The organism is Conyzicola lurida (assembly GCF_014204935.1).
GTDB classification, from domain to species: Bacteria; Actinomycetota; Actinomycetes; order Actinomycetales; family Microbacteriaceae; genus Conyzicola; species Conyzicola lurida.
The window spans coordinates 2,141,408-2,160,872 of record NZ_JACHMJ010000001.1; the positions used below are offsets into that span (position 1 = coordinate 2,141,408).

The 19,465-nt window shown below is 71.2% G+C and carries 15 protein-coding genes; 6 read left to right on the forward strand and 9 right to left on the reverse strand.

Annotated elements, in window-relative coordinates; genetic code table 11:
• The first annotated feature begins 23 nt into the window (after positions 1 to 23).
• Positions 24 to 407 carry a DUF1294 domain-containing protein gene (locus HD599_RS10435; protein WP_184237032.1) on the forward strand — a complete coding sequence of 128 codons (384 nt, stop codon included), beginning with the start codon at positions 24 to 26 and terminating at the stop codon, positions 405 to 407.
• A 12-nt stretch (positions 408 to 419) separates the two neighbouring features.
• Here HD599_RS10435 and HD599_RS10440 read toward each other — a convergent pair whose 3' ends face one another.
• The 9 genes from HD599_RS10440 to HD599_RS10480 form a co-directional block, all read right to left on the reverse strand.
• On the reverse strand, positions 420 to 1,346 hold the full coding sequence (locus HD599_RS10440) for an NAD(+)/NADH kinase (protein ID WP_184237035.1): 927 nt from the start codon (positions 1,344 to 1,346) through the stop codon (positions 420 to 422).
• A 28-nt stretch (positions 1,347 to 1,374) separates the two neighbouring features.
• Entirely contained in the window at positions 1,375 to 2,190 is an 816-nt protein-coding gene (locus HD599_RS10445) for a hypothetical protein (protein WP_184237037.1), read from the reverse strand.
• 151 nt (positions 2,191 to 2,341) lie between these two features.
• Positions 2,342 to 2,653: an antibiotic biosynthesis monooxygenase family protein gene (locus HD599_RS10450; RefSeq protein ID WP_184237040.1), complete on the reverse strand. Its 312-nt coding sequence runs from the start codon at positions 2,651 to 2,653 to the stop codon at positions 2,342 to 2,344.
• Between the two features lie 226 nt (positions 2,654 to 2,879).
• Positions 2,880 to 4,052 (reverse strand): glycoside hydrolase family 1 protein, encoded by a 1,173-nt coding sequence (locus HD599_RS10455; protein WP_184237043.1) that lies wholly within the window; start codon positions 4,050 to 4,052, stop codon positions 2,880 to 2,882.
• Positions 4,053 to 4,098: 46 nt separating this feature from the next.
• Complete coding sequence (locus HD599_RS18335; RefSeq protein ID WP_184237046.1) at positions 4,099 to 5,808, reverse strand: dipeptide ABC transporter ATP-binding protein; 1,710 nt, start codon at positions 5,806 to 5,808, stop codon at positions 4,099 to 4,101.
• Entirely contained in the window at positions 5,805 to 6,713 is a 909-nt protein-coding gene (locus HD599_RS10465; RefSeq protein ID WP_246376164.1) for an ABC transporter permease, read from the reverse strand. Before HD599_RS10465 ends, HD599_RS18335 begins: the two co-directional genes overlap by 4 nt.
• Before the next feature lie 11 nt (positions 6,714 to 6,724).
• Positions 6,725 to 7,780 carry an ABC transporter permease gene (locus HD599_RS10470; RefSeq protein ID WP_184237052.1) on the reverse strand — a complete coding sequence of 352 codons (1,056 nt, stop codon included), beginning with the start codon at positions 7,778 to 7,780 and terminating at the stop codon, positions 6,725 to 6,727.
• On the reverse strand, positions 7,773 to 9,458 hold the full coding sequence (locus HD599_RS10475) for an ABC transporter substrate-binding protein (RefSeq protein ID WP_246376166.1): 1,686 nt from the start codon (positions 9,456 to 9,458) through the stop codon (positions 7,773 to 7,775). The genes HD599_RS10470 and HD599_RS10475 overlap by 8 nt, the downstream gene beginning before the upstream one ends.
• 74 nt (positions 9,459 to 9,532) lie before the next feature.
• Entirely contained in the window at positions 9,533 to 10,621 is a 1,089-nt protein-coding gene (locus HD599_RS10480) for a LacI family DNA-binding transcriptional regulator (RefSeq protein ID WP_184237055.1), read from the reverse strand.
• A 376-nt stretch (positions 10,622 to 10,997) separates the two neighbouring features.
• Between HD599_RS10480 and HD599_RS10485 the strand changes: the two genes are divergently transcribed.
• From HD599_RS10485 to HD599_RS10505, 5 genes are all read left to right on the forward strand, one after another.
• The gene (locus HD599_RS10485) at positions 10,998 to 11,597 is read left to right on the forward strand and encodes a DnaJ family domain-containing protein (RefSeq protein ID WP_184237058.1); all 600 of its coding nucleotides are present in this window, start codon (positions 10,998 to 11,000) and stop codon (positions 11,595 to 11,597) included.
• 126 nt (positions 11,598 to 11,723) lie between these two features.
• A complete protein-coding gene (locus tag HD599_RS18340; protein WP_184237061.1) occupies positions 11,724 to 15,110 on the forward strand; it encodes an FtsX-like permease family protein in 3,387 nt (1,128 codons plus the stop codon).
• A complete protein-coding gene (locus HD599_RS10495; RefSeq protein WP_184237063.1) occupies positions 15,107 to 17,893 on the forward strand; it encodes a hypothetical protein in 2,787 nt (928 codons plus the stop codon). The genes HD599_RS18340 and HD599_RS10495 overlap by 4 nt, the downstream gene beginning before the upstream one ends.
• On the forward strand, positions 17,890 to 18,789 hold the full coding sequence (locus HD599_RS10500; protein WP_184237066.1) for an ABC transporter ATP-binding protein: 900 nt from the start codon (positions 17,890 to 17,892) through the stop codon (positions 18,787 to 18,789). Before HD599_RS10495 ends, HD599_RS10500 begins: the two co-directional genes overlap by 4 nt.
• On the forward strand, positions 18,786 to 19,463 hold the full coding sequence (locus tag HD599_RS10505) for an ABC transporter ATP-binding protein (protein ID WP_221420484.1): 678 nt from the start codon (positions 18,786 to 18,788) through the stop codon (positions 19,461 to 19,463). Before HD599_RS10500 ends, HD599_RS10505 begins: the two co-directional genes overlap by 4 nt.
• The last annotated feature ends 2 nt before the right edge of the window (positions 19,464 to 19,465 follow it).

The following is a 19,465-nucleotide window of genomic DNA, read 5'->3' on the forward strand; positions in this document are numbered from 1 at the left end:
ACGGCCGCGCCTAGGCTCGGCAGATGCCCTCCCGCCCTCCGGCAGCTCCCGCCCTGCCGAGCTATCTCGTGCTCGCCGCCTTCGTGGCGCTCTACGTCGGGGTGTGGGTCGAGTGGCCCTTTCCGGTCTGGGTGCACGGCCTCTACCTGGGCCTCAGCGTCGTCGTCTTCGTCGTCTACGCGGTCGACAAGCGGGCCGCCGGGCGGGGCGCGCACCGCATCTCGGAGAACACGCTGCACCTGCTCGCCCTCGCCGGCGGCTGGCCGGGCGCGATCGTCGCGCAGCAGTCGCTGCGGCACAAGACGGCAAAACGGTCGTTCCGCGCGGTCTTCTGGCTCACGGTGGCCGGCAACGTCGTGGCGTTCGTGCTGTTGGCGACGCCGGTGGTCGCTGTGCTCGTCGGCTAGACCTGCACCCCGCTACTTCGCCCCGGTCACCCGCTCGCGCAGCTCTGACGGCACCAGTTCGAGCAGCTGGTCGCGGCGCAGCGGCAGGTCGAGCAGGCTGAGCTTGATGCGGCCCTTGTTCGCGTGCCGTCCCGCGTCGAGGCGAATGACCATTCCCGCGTTGCGCCGCATCTGGATGCGCAGCTCGACCCCCTCGGTGACCTCGGCCATGGCGCGGCCGTCGATTTCGACCGCGGCCGCGGTCGTGCCCTCGCCGATGGTGAGCTGCATGCGTTCGCGGTGGCTGAGCACGACCGACCGGGTGATGCCCGACATCGGGGCCACCGGAGTGACGACCGAGGCGGCGATCGCCGGCGAGAGCACCGGGCCGCCGGCCGCGTAGTTGTAGGCGGTCGACCCGGCCGAGGTCGCGATGACGAGCGCGTCGGCCTTGTAGTACCCGTACGGAGTCGCGTCGACCCGCAGGTCCGCGGTAACGACGCCGTTGCCCGGGCGGCGGGCGATCGCGACGTCGTTGAACGCGAGATAGCTGTTCTCGACGCCCGCGGTCGTGAGCGTCACCTCGAGCGCGTGGTGCGACTCGAGCTGGAAGTCCTTGTTCGCGACCCGGTCGAGCGCGGCCTCGAGCTCGTCGGGTTCGATCTCGACGAGGAACCCCAGGTTGCCGTAGTTCACACCGAGGACGGGGACCGGCCGGTTCGCGGTGAGCCGCATCGCACCGAGCATGGTTCCGTCGCCGCCGAGCGCCACGATCGAATCGACGCGTCCGACCAAGGTCGCCTCGTCGACGAGCTCGACACCCGTGCCGACCCGTCGCGCGTCGCTCTCGAGGGCGAGCAGCGACACCCCGTGCTTCGCACTCCAGGCGCGGATGACATCGAGCGAGTCGTGGACGGGTTTGGTGGGGTGTGGCACGAGCCCGACGGTGATGATCGACATCCCGGCAGACTACCGGTGGGGGCTGGAGCTAGTGCGGCGACTGCAACTGCTCGGGATCGGCCACCGCAGTGGTCGGGGAACATCCCAGCTCCCCCGGCTGCAGCAGCACGGCCGGCGGGTAGACGTCGGCCACTGCGCCATCCACGAGGCTCACCAGCACGCAGTCGCTGGAGTCCTGCATGGCGACTCCGATGCGGCCGTCGACGTCGGCGACAAACGGTTCGGCGAGCGATTGCAGGGCGGATGACGGAGGGATGAGTTCCGCGCGGATGCGCGCGGCGATCTCGTCGGTGGTGAGAGTGTCGCCGCTCGCCGCGATCTCGGTCAGCACGTTTCGCGCGGCCTCGCGGGCGTTCTCGGCGAGCGTCGGGTAGACGGTGGTGTCGGGTGGCGGCGTGACGACGGGGGCGTCCGCGGGGCAGTCGAACTGTTCGGGCGCACCCTCGTCGGCGCCGTAGTAGTTGAACCCGACGCGGAAGCAGTACGGCCCGGTCGTGGTCGCGACGCCCTGGTTGTCGACGGTCTGCCCCTCCGGCACTCGGAACTCGAGGGAGCCGAACGAGTCACCGATCGCCGCCGGCTCCGTCGCCGTGATGCCGATGAGCTGGACGAGGCTGTTCTCGCCCGCCGCCTGCACCGCGCGGCGGGCAGCGAAGTCGATGTCGTCGTTGCGGTCGTAGGCGATGTCGCTCACGAGCTGTTCGACGCGGGCGCGGGCGTCGTCGCGGGCCCGGCTCTCGACATCATCGGCAACGGGCAACTGCGAGCAGCCGGTCAGAGCGAGCAGGGCGACTGCGGCGGCCGCGATCGCCCGCGTCGCCGGTCTCTCGAGGATGCCGTGCATGCGCTCACGCTACCGCGCTGGTTCATCATTCAGGTCGGATCGGGCGCGGGTGCGACCTGCGCCGCGAGAGGTCGGGGCTTCGACGGGGTTGAGCCGCGGCATCCGGCGATCGAGCCTGAATGATGAACGGCGAGGTCGGGTTTCGACGAGCTCAACCCGCTCGCTGCGGGGCCACCGGGGCGAAGTGCGTGACCGTGGGGAAAGGGTCGTAGAAGTGGTGCAGCAGTGCGCGCCACTCCTGATACTGCGGCGAGCCGCGGAAGCCGATCTCGTGCGCCTCGACGGAGTCCCATTGGATCAGCATGAGGTACTGGTTCGGGTGTTCGATGCCGCGGCTGAGGGTCAGACCACGGAAGCCGGGCATGCCCGCGACGAGGGGCCGCGCGATCGCAAAGGCGGCCTCGAACTCGCGCTCGCCGCCCGGACGTACGGGCAGAATCACGTGCTCGAGGATGCCGTCCATGCGGTCAGGCTACCGCCCGTTCATCATTCAGGCCGGATCGAGCGCGGGTGCGGCCTGCGCCGCGAGAAGTCGGGGCTTCGACGGGGTTGAGCCGCGGCATCCGGCGATCGAGCCTGAATGATGAACGGCGAGGTGGGGGTTCGACAGGCTCAACCCGCTTCGGCAGGGGTTTCGACAGGCTCAACCCGCTGGAGTGGGTTGAGCCTGTCGAAACCCGGTAGCCGCGCTACAGGCCGTTGTTGCGCGCCACCTCGCCGTACCAGGACGCGCTGGGCTTCGGGGTGCGGGCGAACGTCTCCTTGTCCCAGGCGATGAGGCCGAAAGTGGGGGCGTAGCCGGAGGCCCATTCGTAGTTGTCGAGCGCGGACCAGTGCTGGTAGCCGAGCAGCTCGATGCCGTCCTCGATGCAGGCGTGCAGGCCCTCGAGGGCGCCGCGGGTGTAGTCGATGCGGCGCGGGTCGTCCTGCGTCGCGATGCCGTTCTCGGTCACCATGACGGGCACGTGGCCGCTCAGCTCCCACGCAGCACGCACGCCGATGCCGGCCGCTGGCGGGAAGTACTCCCACTCGGTCAGCGTCTTCTCCACCTCGGGGCGGGGCGGGCGGATGCCCTCGGGGCCGACGATGTTGCGCGTGTAGGCCTGCACACCGACGAAGTCATCGCCCGCGATGTTCTCGAGGTACCAGTTCTCGGCAGGGTCGGCGATCTCCTTCAACTTCTCGGCAGCGCCATCCTCGGGAGCCGCCTCGAACGCCTGGGTCGCAACCGTCCAGCCCGTCTTGAGGCCAGAGACCTGCGACAGCACCTCGCGCGACCGCTGGTGCGAGAGCAGCAGGGCGTCGGCGACGGCGAGGTCGGGCTTGGGCAGACCGTAGGCGACGAGGTTCGACGCGTCCTCTCCCCCGGCGAGCATCGCGGCGATGTTCGGCTCGTTGATCGTGCAGACGTAGTTCACGCCTTCCGCCACCACGGGCAGCGCGAGCTCGGTGTAGCGGGCGAACAGGTCGGCGGCGTCGGGCGCGCGCCAGAAGCCGTCGCGCTCGAACCAGCGCGGCACGGTGAAGTGCATGAGCGTCACGATCGGCTCGATGCCGAACTCGTGGGCCGCGTCGACCATGCGGCGGTAGTGGTCGATCGAGGCGCGCGAGACGAGCCCTCGCTCGGGCTCGATGCGCGACCACTCGATGCTGAAGCGGTAGGAGTTGAGGCCGAGGTCGGCGAGCAGTTTCATGTCTTCGCGGTACCGGTGGTAGCTGTCCGCGGCGTCGCCGCTGGGCTCGACGATCGTCGTGCCGGGCTCGTTCTCGTGCACCCACCAGTTGCTGTTGACGTTGTTGCCCTCGATCTGGTGGGCTGCCGTCGCGGCGCCCCAGAGGAAGCCGTCGGGGAAAGTAAGCATGGGTGTATCTCCTTGTGTGTTGCGGTGGACGGTCGGGCGGGTCAGATCACGCGACGTCTTTGCGCGGGTTCGGAATCGCGTCGAGCAGACGCACCGTGTACTCGTCGGTCGGGTTGCGCAGCACGTCCGCGGTGTTGCCGCGCTCGACGACGCGGCCCTGGTTGAGCACCATGATGTTGTCGGTGACGACGCGGGCCGAGAGCAGGTCGTGCGTGATGTAGAGCATCGAGACGCCCCACTGTTCGCGCAGGTCCTCGAGCAGCGCGAGCACGCCGGCGCGCAACGAGACGTCGAGCATCGAGACCGGCTCGTCGGCGATGATCATCTGCGGGTTGCTGGCGAGCGCACGGGCGATAACGACGCGCTGGCGCTGCCCGCCCGACAGCTGGTGTGGCAGTTTTGCGGCGAATTCCTCGACCGGCGAGAGCCCGACGGTGTCGAGCAGCTCGAGCACGCGGCGGCGCGCGTCCTGCCCGCGCAGCCCGGTGAAGTTCACGACCGGACGGGTCAGCGTGTACTCGACCGTGTGCAGCGGGTTGAGCGCGGAGTACGGGTCCTGGAACACCATCTGCACGTCCGAGTGCAGCTGGCGGAACTGGCCGCGGCGCAGCTTCGCCACATCGACGTCGCCGAACATGATGGATCCGCTCGAGGGCTTCTCGACCGCGGTGATGAGCTTGGCGATGGTCGACTTGCCGCTGCCCGACGCGCCGACGAGGGCGAGCGACTGCCCGGGCTCGAGCGTGAACGAGACGTCGTCGACGGCGAGCACCTGGCTCTCGCCCCGACGCGGTGCGGGGTAGACCTTGGAGACGCCCGTGACCACCATCGACTTCTGGTCGGTGCGCTGCTCGCGCGACGACACCGTGGGAGGGTGGGTCGCGCCGCTGGCCCTCTTTGCGCCGGTCGCCGCGCGCTCGTTGCGGTCGACGAAGCCGGGCAGCTCGACGACCTCGGCGCGCGGGTCGGCGTAGTGCGAGAGCAGCATGCGGGTGTAGTCGTTCTGCGGGTTGTGCAGGATGTCGCGGGCCGACGCGTCCTCGACGATGCGGCCCTCGTGCATCACCATGACGCGCTGGGCCGACTCGAGCACGATGCCGAGATCGTGGCTGATGAGGATCGCGGTGAAGTTCTCGGCCTTCTGCAGCTCGATGATCGTGTTCATCACGGCGTGCTGCACGAGCACGTCGAGCGCGGTCGTCGGTTCGTCGAACACCATGAGCTGCGGTTCGAGCGAGAGGGCGAGGGCGATGGAGACGCGCTGTCGCATGCCTCCCGAGAGTTCGCCCGGGAAGCGGTCGAGCACGGTGGCCGGCAGCTCGACCTTGCCGACGAGTTCGAGCGCGCGGTCGTTCCAACGGTCGTGCGTCACGTGGCCGTGGGCCCGGAAGATGTCGACGAAGTGGTTGCGGATGCTGCGCACGGGGTTGAGCGCGTTCATGCCGCTCTGCAGCACCATGGCGATGCCGCCGTGGCGTTGCTCGCGAAGCTGCTCGGGGCTCAGGCTCGCGATGTCCTTGCCGCCGAAGAGGATGCGGCCCTTCTCGATGTGCGCGGGCGGCTTGCTCAGCCCGGTGAGCGCGAAGCCGAGGGTCGACTTGCCCGAACCGGACTCGCCGACCAGGCCGACGAACTCGCCGCGTGCCAGCCGCAGCTCGACGTTGCGCACCGCGTGGGTGGCCTCGTCGCCGTAGCCGTAGTCGACCGAGAGGTCGTGGACCTCGAGGATGGTCTCGTTGTTCTGGACGTTCGTCACTTCTTCGCTCCTTCGCGAAGGCGCGGGTTGCTGATGCCGTCCACGCCGAAGTTGATGAGGGTGAGGGAGGTCGCGAGCAACGCGATGCACAGGCCCGGCGCGAAAAGCAGTGCCCACTGGCCGGTGAGAAGCGCGTTGGAGTTCTGCGCCCAGAACAGCATGGTTCCCCAGCTGACGATGCTCGAGTCGCCGAGCCCGAGGTACTCGAGGCCCGCCTCGGCGAGGATCGCGGCGGTGGCCGCGCCGAAGAAGTTGCCGACGATGAGGCTGGTCATGTTCGGCAGGATCTCCCGGAACACGATGCGGAACGGCCGCTCGCCGCTGAACACCGCCGCGGTGACGAAGTCCCGCGACCGCAGCGATTGCGTCTGGCTGCGCAGCACGCGCGCTCCCCACGCCCAGCCGGTGATCACCACGACGATGATGATCATGCCGATGCCGCCGCCCGAGAGATACGCGGCGATGACGATCATCAGCGGCAGGCCGGGGATGACGAGGAACAGGTTGACGACGAAGTTGATCACGTCGGCCCAGAACCCGCGCACGTAGCCCCAGCTGAGGCCGATGAGCACGGCGATCACCGTGGAGAGCAGGCCGGCCACGAGGCCGACGAAGATACTGATCTGCGACCCCCAGAGCAGCTGGCTGAGCACGTCTTCGCCCGCGGCGGTCGTGCCGAGCCAGTGCTCCCAGCTCGAGTCGGCGCTGCGCTCGAATCCGTTCTCGCTCGCTCCGTACGGGGCGATGAGCGGGGCGAAGAGCGCCAGCAGGATGAACAGGCCGAGGATCGAAATGCCGATGCGGGCCTTGCCGTTCGACCAGATGGTCGCGGCGACGCGGGCGAACACCTGCCAGGGGCTCGGGGCCTTCTCGATCGCGGGAAGGGCGGTGGTCTGAGTAGTCATCGTCGAGCTCCTCATCGTCTCGTGCGCGGGTCGAGCACGCCGTACAGAATGTCGACCAGGAAGTTGGCGACGAGCACGCTCACCGTGATCATCAGGAAGAGCGCCTGCATCAGCGGGTAGTCCTGGTTGGTGACCGCGTTGAACAGCAGGTAGCCGACGCCCGGGTACCCGAACACGCGCTCGACCAGGATCGAGCCGCCGACCACGCCGCCGAGGGCGAGACCGAACGACGTGAGGTTGGGCAGGATGGCGTTTCGAGCGGCATAGCGGAGTGCGACGGTCCGCGGCTTGAGGCCGTTGGCCTCCGCGAAGGTGACGTAGTCGTCGCCGAGGGTCGAGATCATGGTGTTGCGCATACCGAGGATCCAGCCGCCGAGCGAGGTGATGAGGATCGTCAACGCCGGCAGGAACGCGTGGTAGAGCGCGTCGCCGAGGAACTCGAACGACAGGTTCGGCGTCGCGGTCGGGCCGTAGGCGCCGCTCGTGGGGAACAGGCGCCAGACGTAGCCGGCGAAGAACAGCAGCAGCAGCGCGGTCCAGAAGTACGGGAACGCGCTGGCGAACGAGCCGGCGAGGGTCGGCAGGCTGTCGAGCCAGGTTCCGCGCTTCCACGCGGCGAGCACGCCGAGCAGGGTTCCGATCACGAACGCGACGACCGTGACGACACCGACGAGCACGAGCGTGTAGGGCAGGGCGGTCGACACGAGTTCCGACACCGTCTGCGGGTAGAACGTGTACGAGACGCCGAAGTCGAGTGTGAGCACCTGGCCGATGTAGGCGAAGTACTGCTCGACGATGTTGCCCGTCGGCACGCCGAGTTGCGCCTCGATCGCGGCCTTGGTCGCGTTGCTGACCGGTCCGTTCTGCGCCAGCTTGGCGAGTGCGGCGTCGGCAGGCGACCCCGGCATGAGGCGCGGCAGCAGGAAGTTCAGCGTGATCGCGGCCCAGAGAGTGAGCACGAACAGGCCGAGCTTGCGCAGGGCGAACCCGGCCGCCCGCCGGCCGCCGCCGGTCTCGGGGACCGGCGCCGTGGCATCCGGTGTTCTGGTCAGTGTGGAGCTAGTCATCGTCGACCGCCTTCAGATGGGTGAGAACGAGCAGGGGTGTCGACTCGTAGGTCTTCGGGCTCGCGTACGGGTCGTCCTCGCTGGGCCAGCCGGTGAACTTGGCCTCGCTCACGAGACCCCACGAACCGCCGTAGTAGAGGCTGAGCACGGGCAGCTGGTCGTAGACGATCTGCTGCAGCTGGTAGCCGAGTTCGAGCTGCTCGGCCGGATCGATCGCGACCTTGTACTGGTCGAGGATCGCCTGCGCCTCGGGGCTGTCGAAGCGCTCGAAGTTGTTGCCCGCCTCCTCGCCGACCGGCTTGAGGAAGTCGCTCGAGAGCAGCGTGTTGAAGTCGCGGAAGATCGACCCGGTACCGCCGGTGCCGCCCATCGCGAAGTCGTACTCGCCGTTGCGCAGCGCGAGCTGGTACGCGGCGGGCTGGGGCGAGTCGACCTTCACGTCGATGCCGAGGGCGCCCCACTGCTTCTGCACCTCCTGCACTCCCTTGAGCCAGTCGTTGTAGCCGTTAGCGGTGGTGATGGAGAAGCTCAGCTGGGTTCCGCCGGCGTCGACGAGCTTGCCGTCCTGCTGGGTATACCCGGCCTGGGCGAAGAACTCGAGGGCCGTCGCGTCATCCTTCTCGAGCAGTCCGGCGTTGGGGATCGACGGGTCGAGCGCGTCCTGCTGGAAGGGCAGGAGGATGTTGGTCTGGCCGGCCGGCTCCATGTATCCCTCGGCCGCGGCGTCGCCGACGGCCGCGCGGTCGAGTGCCGCGGAGAGCCCCTTACGCACGTTCAGGTCGTTGAACGGCGCCTTGGTCAGGTTGGGGAAGAGCGCGATCGTGCCTCCCGGCGGGAACCAGTAGGTGTTCTTATTGCCGGCGGCGACCCAGGTGCCGTCGACGTCGCTGATGAACGAGTACGCCCAGTCGTAGCCCTTGGTGGCGACGTCGAGCTGCGTGTTCGTGGCCGGCAGGATGATGTGCTCGGCGGCGACCTTGTCGGCCTGCCAGTAGTCGGGGTTCTTGTCGACCGTGTACTGCTGGGCGGCGAAGTTTCCGAGCGTGTACGGACCGGTGCCGACGGGGTCGGGATTGCGGTAGGTCTCGGGGTCGTCGACGTCTTTCCAGATGTGCTCTGGCACGATCAGCGTCGTGCCGATGAGCTGCGCGGCGGGAACGTCGGGGGCGGTGAGGTGCACCGTGACCGTAGTTTCGGTGGTCTCGACGCTCTCGATGTAGCCCCAGATGCCCTGGATGTCGAAAGCCGGTACGTCCTTCAGCAACTGGAAGCTGTAGGCCACGTCGGCACTGGTGAAGGGCTCGCCGTCGCTCCAGGTGACTCCGTCACGGATCTCGTAGACGACCGTCGACGGGTCGGGGAGTTCGTAGCCGGTCGCGAGCCACGGGTGCTCTTCGCCGGTCACGTTGTCGAGGATCACCAGCGGCTCGTACATGTAGAACGCGGCGGTGCGCTTGTTCACCATGTACGGGTTGAAGTTGCGTTCGAAGAGCGGCGATCCGTTGTCCGCGGCGACGAGCATGGTGTCGTCGGGGATGGACGGGTCGGGGGCGCTGGTGATCTGGATACTGCAGGCCGCGAGCATCGTGCTCGCCGTCACTACCGCCAGCGCGGCGAGGACGCGCAGGGGCTTCGATCGGGTGGGGTGCATCATTACTACCGTTTTCTCAGTCGTCATTGAGCTGAACCGTTCCCCCACTGTATGCGCATACATTTCTGACCGCAACCCTGCGTGCGTTTCGGCTCGCTCCGCTAGACCGGCGGGCAGCTGTCGCGCAGAACGACCCGCACGGGGAGGGTCAGCGACTGCGGGCCGAGCCCGGGGTCGTCGAGCCGGGCGGTGATGGCGTGTACGGCGGCGCGGCCGAGCTCGACCATGGGCTGGTGCACCGTAGTGAGGCGGGGTCGCGAGTGGCGTCCCGCGGTGATTCCGTCGAAGCCCGTGACGAGCACGTCTTCGGGCACCCGGATGCCGTGCTGTTCGAGCACGTCGAGCACCCCGAGCGCGGTCTGGTCGTTCGCGCAGACGATGGCGCGAGGCCTGCTGTCGCCTCGCACCAGCCGCTCGGCGATGCGCTGCCCGCCCTCGCGCGTGAAGTCGCCGCGCTCGATCGGCACGGTCGCCTCGTCGACGCCCGCGTCGCGCAGCGCGTCGCGGAACCCCTCGAGCCGCTCGGCGTCGTCGGGCGAATCCCCCGGGCCGGCGACGTAGACGAGGTCGCGCACGCCGTGCTGCTGCAGCACGTAGCCCGCCATGGTGCGCATGCCCGGCCCGTTGCTCGCGCTCACGTGGTCGAAACCGTCGTCGCGTTCCGAGCCGGCGAGCACGACCACGGGGATGCGCCGGGCGACGTGCGCGAGCAGCTCGTCGCTCACCGTGCTGGAGAGCACGGCGAGGCCGTCGACGCGGCCGGCGATGTCGTTGATGAGCGCCTCGCGCGATGCTCCGCGGCCGGCGGCGACCATGAGCGCGAAGCCCCGGCGCCAGGCCTCGATCTCGGCGCCGCGCAGCACCTCGTCGAAGTAGAGGTTCTCGGTCTCGGAGGCACGGTCGTCGTCGTCGACGACGACCGGCACTCCCCCGTCGCCACGCGCGTCGACCGCCGCTGCATAGTCGAGGTCGTCGTGCCCCGGGAAGAAGAGCCCGATCACGTTCGTGCGGCGCGCTGCCAGCCCGCGGGCGTTCGCGCTCGGCACATAACCGAGGTACCGCACGGCGTCGAGCACTTTCTCGCGGGTGAGCTCGCGCACGGCGTCGGGGGTGCGCAGCACGCGGGACACCGTCGCGATCGACACCTGGGCGCGCTCGGCGACGTCGTACACGGTGGGCGCTTTCGCCATCCGTCCGCCTCCTCGGGTTCGCGATCCGTTGTCAGCCTAACCGCGCCGCTCCGACGCCTCATCTTTCGCGCCTCCGGGGACTCGCGTTTCGCAACTCCGGCGTGTCACGTTCCGCGCCTCAGGCCGAGGGTGTTCGTGATTCAGGCCAGATCGGCCGCGCGCACCGGACCGGCCGCGGAATCACGTGGTTTTCGGAGGGCGCCGGCCGCGGCATCCGTTATTCGGTCTGAATCATGAACGTCAGATAGGGAGGGATGGGGGTTTCGACAGGCTCGACCCGCTAAGGGCGCTCAACCCGCAATGGAGGCTCAACCCGCGGGGCGCAAGGGTCACGCGCGGCCGTGCGCGGGGCCCGCCGGAAACCTAGGCTGGGAGCATGGCCCGCAGGAACGAACCGGACGATGCACGGCTGAGCGCCGCCCGCTATCAGGTCGACCGGCTGAAGCCCGAGGGCGAAACGGACGAGCCGGCCGACGCCGGCCAGCCGACGATGGAGCAGCGGGCGCAGTACGTCGAGATCCAGATCGAGCAGGCGATGCGCCGCGGCGACTTCGACAACCTGCCCGGCGCCGGCAAGCCGATCCAGGACCTCGGGCAGATCAGCGACCCCGACTGGTGGATCCGCCGCAAGATCGAGCGCGAGCGCATCACCGGGCTCGGCCCGCCCGCGTTGACCCTGCGCACCGAGAGCGCAGAACTCGATGTGCGCCTCGAGCGTGCGACGAGCGAGCAGTCGATCCGCGACCTGCTCGTCGACTTCAACAAGCGCGTGATCGAGGCGCGGCGCCAGCTGCAGGGCGGCCCCCCGGTGGTGACGCCGACGCGCGACGTCGACGAGGAGATCGCCCGCTGGCGTGAGGCCCGGGAGGCTCGCCGCCGCGCCTACGAGGAGGCCGCCGAACGCGAGGCGGCCGAGTACGCGGCGATGACCTGGCGCGAGAAGCGCCGTGCCCGGCGCGCGGCAACCGGTGGCTGAGTAGGGCCGCCCACGATTCGTGGTGTCGATACGGCGCTGTGCGCCTCCTCACCCGCCGGGCGTTGTAGCCTGTGCTCGGTGCCACAGAGTTGAGGCACGGTCAAGGACGACGGGGAACACAGCGCAGTGACGAACGAGGGACGGCGGGCCGCGCCCGGAGGCAGTCGACGCCGCTCCGCGCGCCCCGGCACGTGGCTCCTGGCCACCACTCTCCGGCGTTCGCGCTCGCAGTGGCGCCTGCTCCTCGGCGTCGTCGCGGTAGCCGTGCTCGCGAGCGTGCTCGTGACGACCCTGAGCCTCCTCGTCAGCGCGACCGAGCAGGGCGGCGTGCGGGGAGCGCTCGCCGCGGTACCCGCGGAGCAGACAGCCCTCGACATCCGCCTGGTCGATCCGACCATCGACGTCGCCGAGGGGCGTGCGATCGTCTCCGAGGCGGTCGACAGCGTCTTCGCCCCGGCGGCAACGACGACTTCCGTCGGCATCGCGGTCTCGAGCTTCGAACCCGTGCTCTCGCTCGCCGGCGTCACGACCGACGGCCCCCTGCCCACCCTCGCCTACTTCGGCGAGTACGACGAGGTCGCCGAGTCCGCGACGCTCACCACGGGCGAGTGGCCCGGCGACGCGTCGACCGACGGAGTACCGGTCGCCATCCCGTCGTCGGCGGCTCTCGCGCTGTCGGTCGACGTCGGCGACACGGTGGTCGTCGAGGCGGGCGGGGCGGATGTCGCGGCCGTCGTCACGGGAGTCTTCGAGCCGAACGACCGCACCGACGAATTCTGGGCAGTCGACCGCCTCGCCGGCGCGGGCTACGACCCGGACTTCCCCGACCCGTCGTCGAGCTTCTACAACCCCGCCGTGGCGCTCGGACCGCTCGTCGTCGGAACGGGGTCGCTCGCCGCCGCCGGCATCCCGGTCGCCTTCGCCGATCTGCGCTTCACCCCCGACTTCTCGCACACGACCGTCGACCAGGTCCAGCCGCTCCTCGACCGGCTGGACACCGCCGACGTCGACATCCCGTTCCGGTCGAACGGTGTGGCCGGGGCGATCTTCACCTCCACGGATGTCGCGACGGCGGTGAACGCGGTGACCGCCGGGCTGACGGTCACCCGGTCGACGGTCGCGGTCGTCAGCCTGCTGCTCGTGGTGCTGGCGGTGGCCGCGATGGCGCAGCTCGCGCGGCTGTTCAGCGACGCGCGCAGCGGTGAGAGGCAGCTGATGCGGGCGCGCGGGGCGTCCCGTCGCGACATCCTCGCCCTGGCAACCGTCGAAGCCGTGGCCGTCGCCGTGGTGACGGCCGCCGCCACTCCGCCGCTCGCGTCCCTCGTGTACCGCGTCCTCGCCGCGCAGGGACCCATGGTCGCGGCGGGAATGCCGGCCGACGCGGGGCTGCCCGCGGTGACCTGGCTCCTCGCCGCCGTCATCGCGGTCGTTTTCGTGGTCGTGCTCGTCGCACCGCTGCTGCGCGCGGACGTGTCGTTCGCCGAGGGCGCGCAGGCCGCCGGACGCCAGCGCCTCGCGTCGGGGATCGCGCGGTCGGGCATCGACGTCGCCGTCGTCGCGATCGCCGCGATCGCCTACTGGCAGTTGCAGGCATACCGCACGCCCGTGCAGGAGACCGGTTCACTCGCGGTCGACCCGGTGCTCGTGGCCGGGCCGGCCCTCGTGCTGGTCGCGACCGCGCTCGTCTGCGTGCGGCTGATCCCCGCGGCATCCCGGCTGCTCGAACGGCTCGGTTCGGGCGCCCGCGGCGCCACCGTGGCCCTCGCCGCGTGGGAGATCGGGCGTCGCCCGCAGCGGGCGACCGCCGCCGTGCTGCTGCTCAGCCTGTCGCTCGCGGTCGGCACCTTCGGGCTCTCCTTCCTCACCACGTGGAAGCAGTCGCAGGTCGACCAGGCGTCGTTCGCCGTCGGCCCGCCGGTGCGGGTGGATGCCACGGGGCCGGCGACCGAAGCGGCTCCGGAGGGCGGGGGCGAACCCGTCATGCGCAGACCCATGCTGATCGGAGGGCTCGGCGATTCGGGCGACGCGGGCGGTATCCGCGCGTCGGTGCTCTCGCTCACGCCGGACGCCCGCGCGCTCCTGACCACCGGGCGGCTCGGCGACCTCGGCGGCGAGACGATCGCCGACGGCCTGGGCGGCGGCGCGGCCTCCGCGACCGGGATCGACCTGCCCGACGGCGCCTCCGGATTCGCCGCCACCGTGCGCCTCGGCGACCCCGGTGCGCCGCTCGCCGCGACCGCGGCGGAGATCACCGCCGTGATCGAAGAGGGCGGCACGCGGCTGCTTCTGCTGCCGCTGGGCCGCGTCGACGCCGACGGCGAGCCACACGATGTACAGGGCGAGCTGGCACCGGCCGCGCGGTCCGACGGCCTGCGCTTCGTCGGATTCCAGGCCAAGCTCGTCGATACGGCCGACGAGGAGTCCGCCGTCGAACGGCGGGAGGAATCGACGGACGTCCTGATGGCGGATCTCGCGGCCCTCGTTCCCGGGGACTCGGACGATTCCGACCCCGCCCGCGTGCCGCTCGCGGTGCCCGCGGATGCCGAGTGGTCCGGGTCGTCGTCGCCGCGTACCGCCACGCTCCCGCCGACCGACGACGTGCCCGACGGCTGGACGCTGCGCGTCGGCGTCACCGTTCCCGTCGATCTGCGGGTGCGCGCCCGGAGCTACGCGCTCGTCGGCTGGCGGCCGAACGCCGGCGTGCCGACCGTGCTGGACGCCGCCCTCGCCGAGCGTCTCGGGGTGACGTCGGGCTCGGATCTCGGGGTCCGCACCGGCGGCGTGCCGGCGACGCTCCACGTGATCGCCATCGCACCGCGCGTGCCCGGGGCGGCGCCGACGGCCGACCTCCTCGGACCGGCCCCGTCCCTCGGCGGCACCCCGGCGGAGGTCGCCGTCGTCGACACGATGCTTCTCGCCCGCTCGCTCATCGAGGCGGGCACCGAAGGCCCGCTCGTCGACGAGTGGTGGGTCGACGTGCCGGAGGGCGAGGCGGCTTCGTATCTCGCCGCCCTTCCCGTGGGAGCTACTGCGGTCAGTACGGACCTGCTCGGCGAGCGGCTGCAGGAAGCCCCGTTGCGGGTCGCCACCCAGGCGACGCTGTGGGTCGCGATCGCGGCGAGCACGCTGCTCGCGGCCGTCGGGTTCGGCGTGCACAGCGCCGCCGGTCTGCGCTCCCGCCGGCTGGAGCTCGCCCAGCTGCGCGCCATCGGCTACTCGCGCCGCCGCCTGGTCGGCCTCGTGGCGACCGAGTCGCTGCTGATGGGAGTGCTCGGCGTCGTCTTCGGCGTGTCGATCGGGGTGCTGCTCGCATGGCTCGTCGGCCCGTTGGTCGCGGTCTCCCCCACCGGCGCACCCACCGTCCCGTCGGTGGTCGTCGAGGTTCCGGCTCTCGGGATCGCCCTGCTGGTCGCCGAAGTGGCAGCGGTGCTGGCGGCCGTCGTCGTGCTCGTCTCCCGCTCGCAGCGGTTCACCGAGCCCGCCCACCTGTTGCGGGAAGGAGTCCAGCCGTGAGCACTGCCGAACGCCGACTCCGGCCCTCCTCCGCGCGGTCGCGCTGGGCCTCCGCCCGCCGCTCCCTCGTCGGCGCCGCCGGGCTCCTCGTGCGGCGCCGCGCCCGCCGAGACGCCGCCCTGCTCGCCGGTTGGTCAGCGCTGCTCTGCATCGCCGCCGGTCTCGCGCTGGGTGTGCCGCGGCTCGTGCTCGACACCGTCGACCGCGGGTCGCGCGCGGCGGTCGCGGAGATCGGCTCCGACGGCGACGTCATCGTGCGTACCCGGGTGGGCAGTCCGAACGCCGCTCCCGAGAACAGCTCGCTGGCCGACGTCGTCGCGCTCGCCGACGAGCTCCCGACGATCCTGCCCGACGGTCTCGCGAGCGTCGCGGGCACGCCCACCCTCTCGGTGCTGAGCCCGGACCTACGGTTGACCAGGATCGTGGCCGACCCGGCGGCGCCCCGGGTCGACGCGCAGTTCGGGTACCTCGGCCCCGACCAGGAAAGCGGCCTGTCGATCGTCGAGGGGCGACTCCCGACGGCCGGCGCGGGCGAGATCGAGGTCGTGGTGTCGCGCGCGGCCGCGGACGCGGCATCCCTCTCCGTCGACTCGGTGTTCCGAACCGCCGCGACGGGTGCCACGGCCGACGGGAAGCCGGCCACGGCAGCCGTGCGCGTCGTGGGTATCGCGACATCCACCGCCCCGGTCTCCGCCGACGAGTGCGCGAGCCGGTGGTGCGACCTCCCCACGATGTGGGAGCCGCTCGAGCAGGATTCGCGCGCGGGAGGGCCGACCACCGGCATCACGATGCTCGCGGGAGCCGACGGGCTCGCCCTCGTGCAACCGCTGTTGCTCGACGCGTCCGCGGGCTCGATCCGGGTGCCGATGGTCGCCGAGAGGTTCACGAGCGGACTCGTCGCGACGGTCGTCGCGGAGACCGACGTGCTCGAGGCGACCGGGGGTTCCGTGGCGACCGCCTCGTCGGTCGCGCTCTCCGTGCACTCGGAGTTCCCCGACGCGCTCCGCGGGTACGAAAGCCGCGCGGCCGCCTCGGTGGCGCAGATGTCGCTCATGATCGCGGGGCTGTTCGGGGCGGTGCTGGTCGTGATGCTGCACCTCAGCGGGCTGCTCGTGCGCCGGAGGGCCGCCGACCTCGCCCTCGAACGGGCGCGCGGGGCCTCGCTCGGGTCCGTCGTGATCCGTGGCCTCGTCGAGTCTGCGCTCCTCGCCGTCGTGGGCGTCGGGGTCGCGCTGGCGGCCGTCGTTCTTCTGGCGCCTGGCCCGCTGCCGGACCCGGTGCCGCTCGTCGCGGTCGCCGTCGTCGCCGTTCTCGCACCGCCGGCGCAGGCGCTGGTCGTCGCACGCGCGGTGTGGAGTGGCCGCCGGCAGCCGGCGAACCGGCGCGACAGACAGCAGCTCGCCGGACGGGCGCACGCCCGCCGCATCGTGCTGGAACTCGCGGTCGTGCTGGTCGCCGTCGCGGCCGTGGTCTCCGTGCGCTCGCGCGGACTGGTCGAGGCGCGCACCGACGGCACCGACCCGCTGCTCGCCGCCGCACCCCTGCTGCTCGCCGCAGCCGTGACGCTCGTGGTGCTGCGCCTGCAGCCCGTGGTCGTGCGCGCGGTCGCCGCCCTCGCCTCCCGGTCGCGCGGCGCCGTCGGGATCCTCGCGGCGGCGCATGCCCGGCGGGCACTGTCGCTGCTGCCGCTGCTCGCGCTCACGGTCGCGGTCGCCTTGGTCGTCGGCGGATCCCTCGTCGTACAGACGGTGAGCCGGGGGCAGGATGACGCGTCGTGGCAACGCGTCGGAGCCGACGCCCGGATCGACGGGGCGATCGACGAGGCGGTCGCCGAGCGCGTGCGCGACTCAGCCGGCGTGACCGCCGTCAGCGCGCAATACTCCGAGCGCCCGGTGGAGATCGACAGCGGCGCGGCATCCGCCCCGGCAACCGTCGTCGCGGTGGATTCCGGCTTCGCGGACCTGGCGGCGCTGCTGCCCGACGGGGCCGCGCCCGGTCGTGGCGCGCTGGGACTGCTCGCCGCGGCATCCGCCCCCGCCGGCGCCGTGCCGGTGCTGGTCGACGAGGCGCTGGCCACACGCATCGACGTCGACGACACGGTCATGGTGTTCGACGACCAGCGCGTCCCGGTGGTCGTCGTCGGCACCTTCGAGGGAGGCCCCGACGGCTACCTCACCGGCCCCTTCGTCTACGTCGGCATCGACGCCCTCGGTGCCGTGCTGCCGGATGCCGTGCAGGCCGACACACTGCTCGTGATGGGCGAGGGCGCGGCGGACGCCGCGCGGTCGGTCGACGGCGCCGAGGTGCTCACGCGGACCGGGTGGCTCGCCGAGCGCCGCGCCCAGCCGCTCGTGCAGGGGGTCGAGCGGATGACCTGGCTCGCCGTCGGGGCGGTCGCGCTCCTCGCCGCGCTCGCACTGCTCACGACGGTGGCCGCCGGCGGGCGGTCGCGCTCCCGCTCGCTCTCGCTGCTGCGCACCCTGGGCGTGCAGCGCGGGTTCGGGTGGATCCTCGCGCTCGCCGAGCTGACGCCGCTCGTCGTCGCCGCACTCGTCGGGGGTGCGGCGGCCGGCGTGGGGATCGTGGTCGCGGTGGGGCCGGCGCTCGGCCTGGGCATTCTCGCGGGCGGCGTCTCGGCACCGCCGTTGCGCATCGACGTGCTGACGGTCGTGCTCGTGATCGCCGGCAGCCTCGTGCTGAGCGCGGCCGCGATCGTGGTCGACGTCGTGGCCCACCGCCGCGACCGGCCGGGAGAAGTACTGAGAGTGGGAGAGACGGAATGACGGAATTCGGGGCCGAGGCGCTCATCGTGTGCGACAACGTCGTGCGCATCTACCAGGTGGAGCAGATCGAGGTGCAGGCGCTGCAGGGCCTCGACCTGCTCGTCGACCGCGGGGAGATGATCGCGATCGTCGGCGCCTCCGGCTCGGGCAAGTCGACGCTGCTCAACGTGCTCTCGGGGCTCGACGTGCCCACGGCGGGGCGCGCCCGGGTGGGCGAGTGGGACCTGCTGCGGATGACGGCGGCCGACCGTCTCGCTTACCGGAGGAGCGTCGTCGGGTTCGTCTGGCAGCAGACATCGCGCAACCTGCTCCCCTACCTGACCGCCGCGGAGAACGTGGCCCTGCCGATGTCGTTCGCGGGCGTACGGTCGCGGGCGCGGCGGCGGCGGACGGCCGAGCTCCTCGACGCGATGGGCATGGCCGCGAAGGCCGGACGGCGTCCCGGCGAGCTGTCGGGCGGCGAGCAGCAACGGGTCGCGATCGCGGTGTCGCTCGCGAACCGACCGCAGGTGCTGTTCGCCGACGAGCCGACGGGCGAGCTCGACACGGCGACCGGCGCCGAGGTGTTCGCCGCCCTGCGCACCGCCAACGAGAGCTTCGGCACCACCGTGGTGATCGTCACCCATGACGCGGAGGTCTCCAGCCAGGTGCAGCGCACGGTGGCGATCCGCGACGGGCGCACGTCCTCCGAGGTGGTGCGGCGCACCGAGATCGACGAGTGGGGCGATTCCGCCGTCATCGCCGAGGAGTATGCGATGCTCGACCGCGCCGGGCGGCTGCAACTGCCCGCCGAGTACCGCAAGGCCCTCGGCCTGCGCAGCCGGGTGCGGCTCGACCTCGAGGCCGACCACGTGGGCGTCTGGCCCGACCGCGCCGCAGACAAGGGAGCGAAATGACCGAGAGCCCGATGGTCGTCGTGCGCGACCTCACGCGCACCTACGATTCCCCCGGCGGCGACGTGCACGCGCTCCGCGCCGTGTCGTTCAGCGTGCCCCGCGGCACCATCGCCGCGCTCGTCGGCCGCTCCGGCTCCGGCAAGACGACGCTGCTCAACTGTGTGGGCGGCCTGGACGAACCGACGAGCGGAACGGTCGTCGTCGACGACATCGAGGTGACGGCGCTCGACGAACGGGCGCGCACCGCCCTGCGGCGGGACCAGCTCGCCTTCGTCTTCCAGACGTTCGGGCTGCTGCCGATGCTGTCGGCGGCCGAGAACGTCGGTCTGCCGCTCCGCCTGCGCGGTGTGGCCCCGAAGGCACGCACCGAACGGGTGGGCCACCTGCTCGACCTGGTCGGGCTCGGCGCCCAGGCGGCGCAGCGTCCGGGAGAACTCTCGGGCGGCCAGCAGCAGCGCGTCGCCATCGCCCGGGCGCTCGCGAACTCCCCGCGGCTGCTCATCGCCGACGAGCCGACCGGGCAGCTCGACGCCGAGAGCGGTGCCGGCATCATGGCGCTACTGCGGTCGGTGGTGCGTGCCGAGGGTATGACGGCGATCATCTCCACCCACGACCCGTCGCTGCAGGCGATGGCCGACCACACCGTGCGGCTCGCCGACGGGGCACTCGTCTGACC

Excerpts from the sequence above, each read along its gene's own strand:
- HD599_RS10435 (WP_184237032.1), top strand. The coding sequence starts at position 24 with ATGCCCTCCCGCCCTCCGGCAGCTCCCGCCCTGCCGAGCTATCTCGTG.
- HD599_RS10440 (WP_184237035.1), bottom strand. The coding sequence starts at position 1,346 with ATGTCGATCATCACCGTCGGGCTCGTGCCACACCCCACCAAACCCGTC.
- HD599_RS10445 (WP_184237037.1), bottom strand. The coding sequence starts at position 2,190 with ATGCACGGCATCCTCGAGAGACCGGCGACGCGGGCGATCGCGGCCGCC.
- HD599_RS10450 (WP_184237040.1), bottom strand. The coding sequence starts at position 2,653 with ATGGACGGCATCCTCGAGCACGTGATTCTGCCCGTACGTCCGGGCGGC.
- HD599_RS10455 (WP_184237043.1), bottom strand. The coding sequence starts at position 4,052 with ATGCTTACTTTCCCCGACGGCTTCCTCTGGGGCGCCGCGACGGCAGCC.
- HD599_RS10465 (WP_246376164.1), bottom strand. The coding sequence starts at position 6,713 with ATGACTACTCAGACCACCGCCCTTCCCGCGATCGAGAAGGCCCCGAGC.
- HD599_RS10470 (WP_184237052.1), bottom strand. The coding sequence starts at position 7,780 with ATGACTAGCTCCACACTGACCAGAACACCGGATGCCACGGCGCCGGTC.
- HD599_RS10475 (WP_246376166.1), bottom strand. The coding sequence starts at position 9,458 with ATGACGACTGAGAAAACGGTAGTAATGATGCACCCCACCCGATCGAAG.
- HD599_RS10480 (WP_184237055.1), bottom strand. The coding sequence starts at position 10,621 with ATGGCGAAAGCGCCCACCGTGTACGACGTCGCCGAGCGCGCCCAGGTG.
- HD599_RS10485 (WP_184237058.1), top strand. The coding sequence starts at position 10,998 with ATGGCCCGCAGGAACGAACCGGACGATGCACGGCTGAGCGCCGCCCGC.
- HD599_RS10500 (WP_184237066.1), top strand. The coding sequence starts at position 17,890 with ATGACGGAATTCGGGGCCGAGGCGCTCATCGTGTGCGACAACGTCGTG.
- HD599_RS10505 (WP_221420484.1), top strand. The coding sequence starts at position 18,786 with ATGACCGAGAGCCCGATGGTCGTCGTGCGCGACCTCACGCGCACCTAC.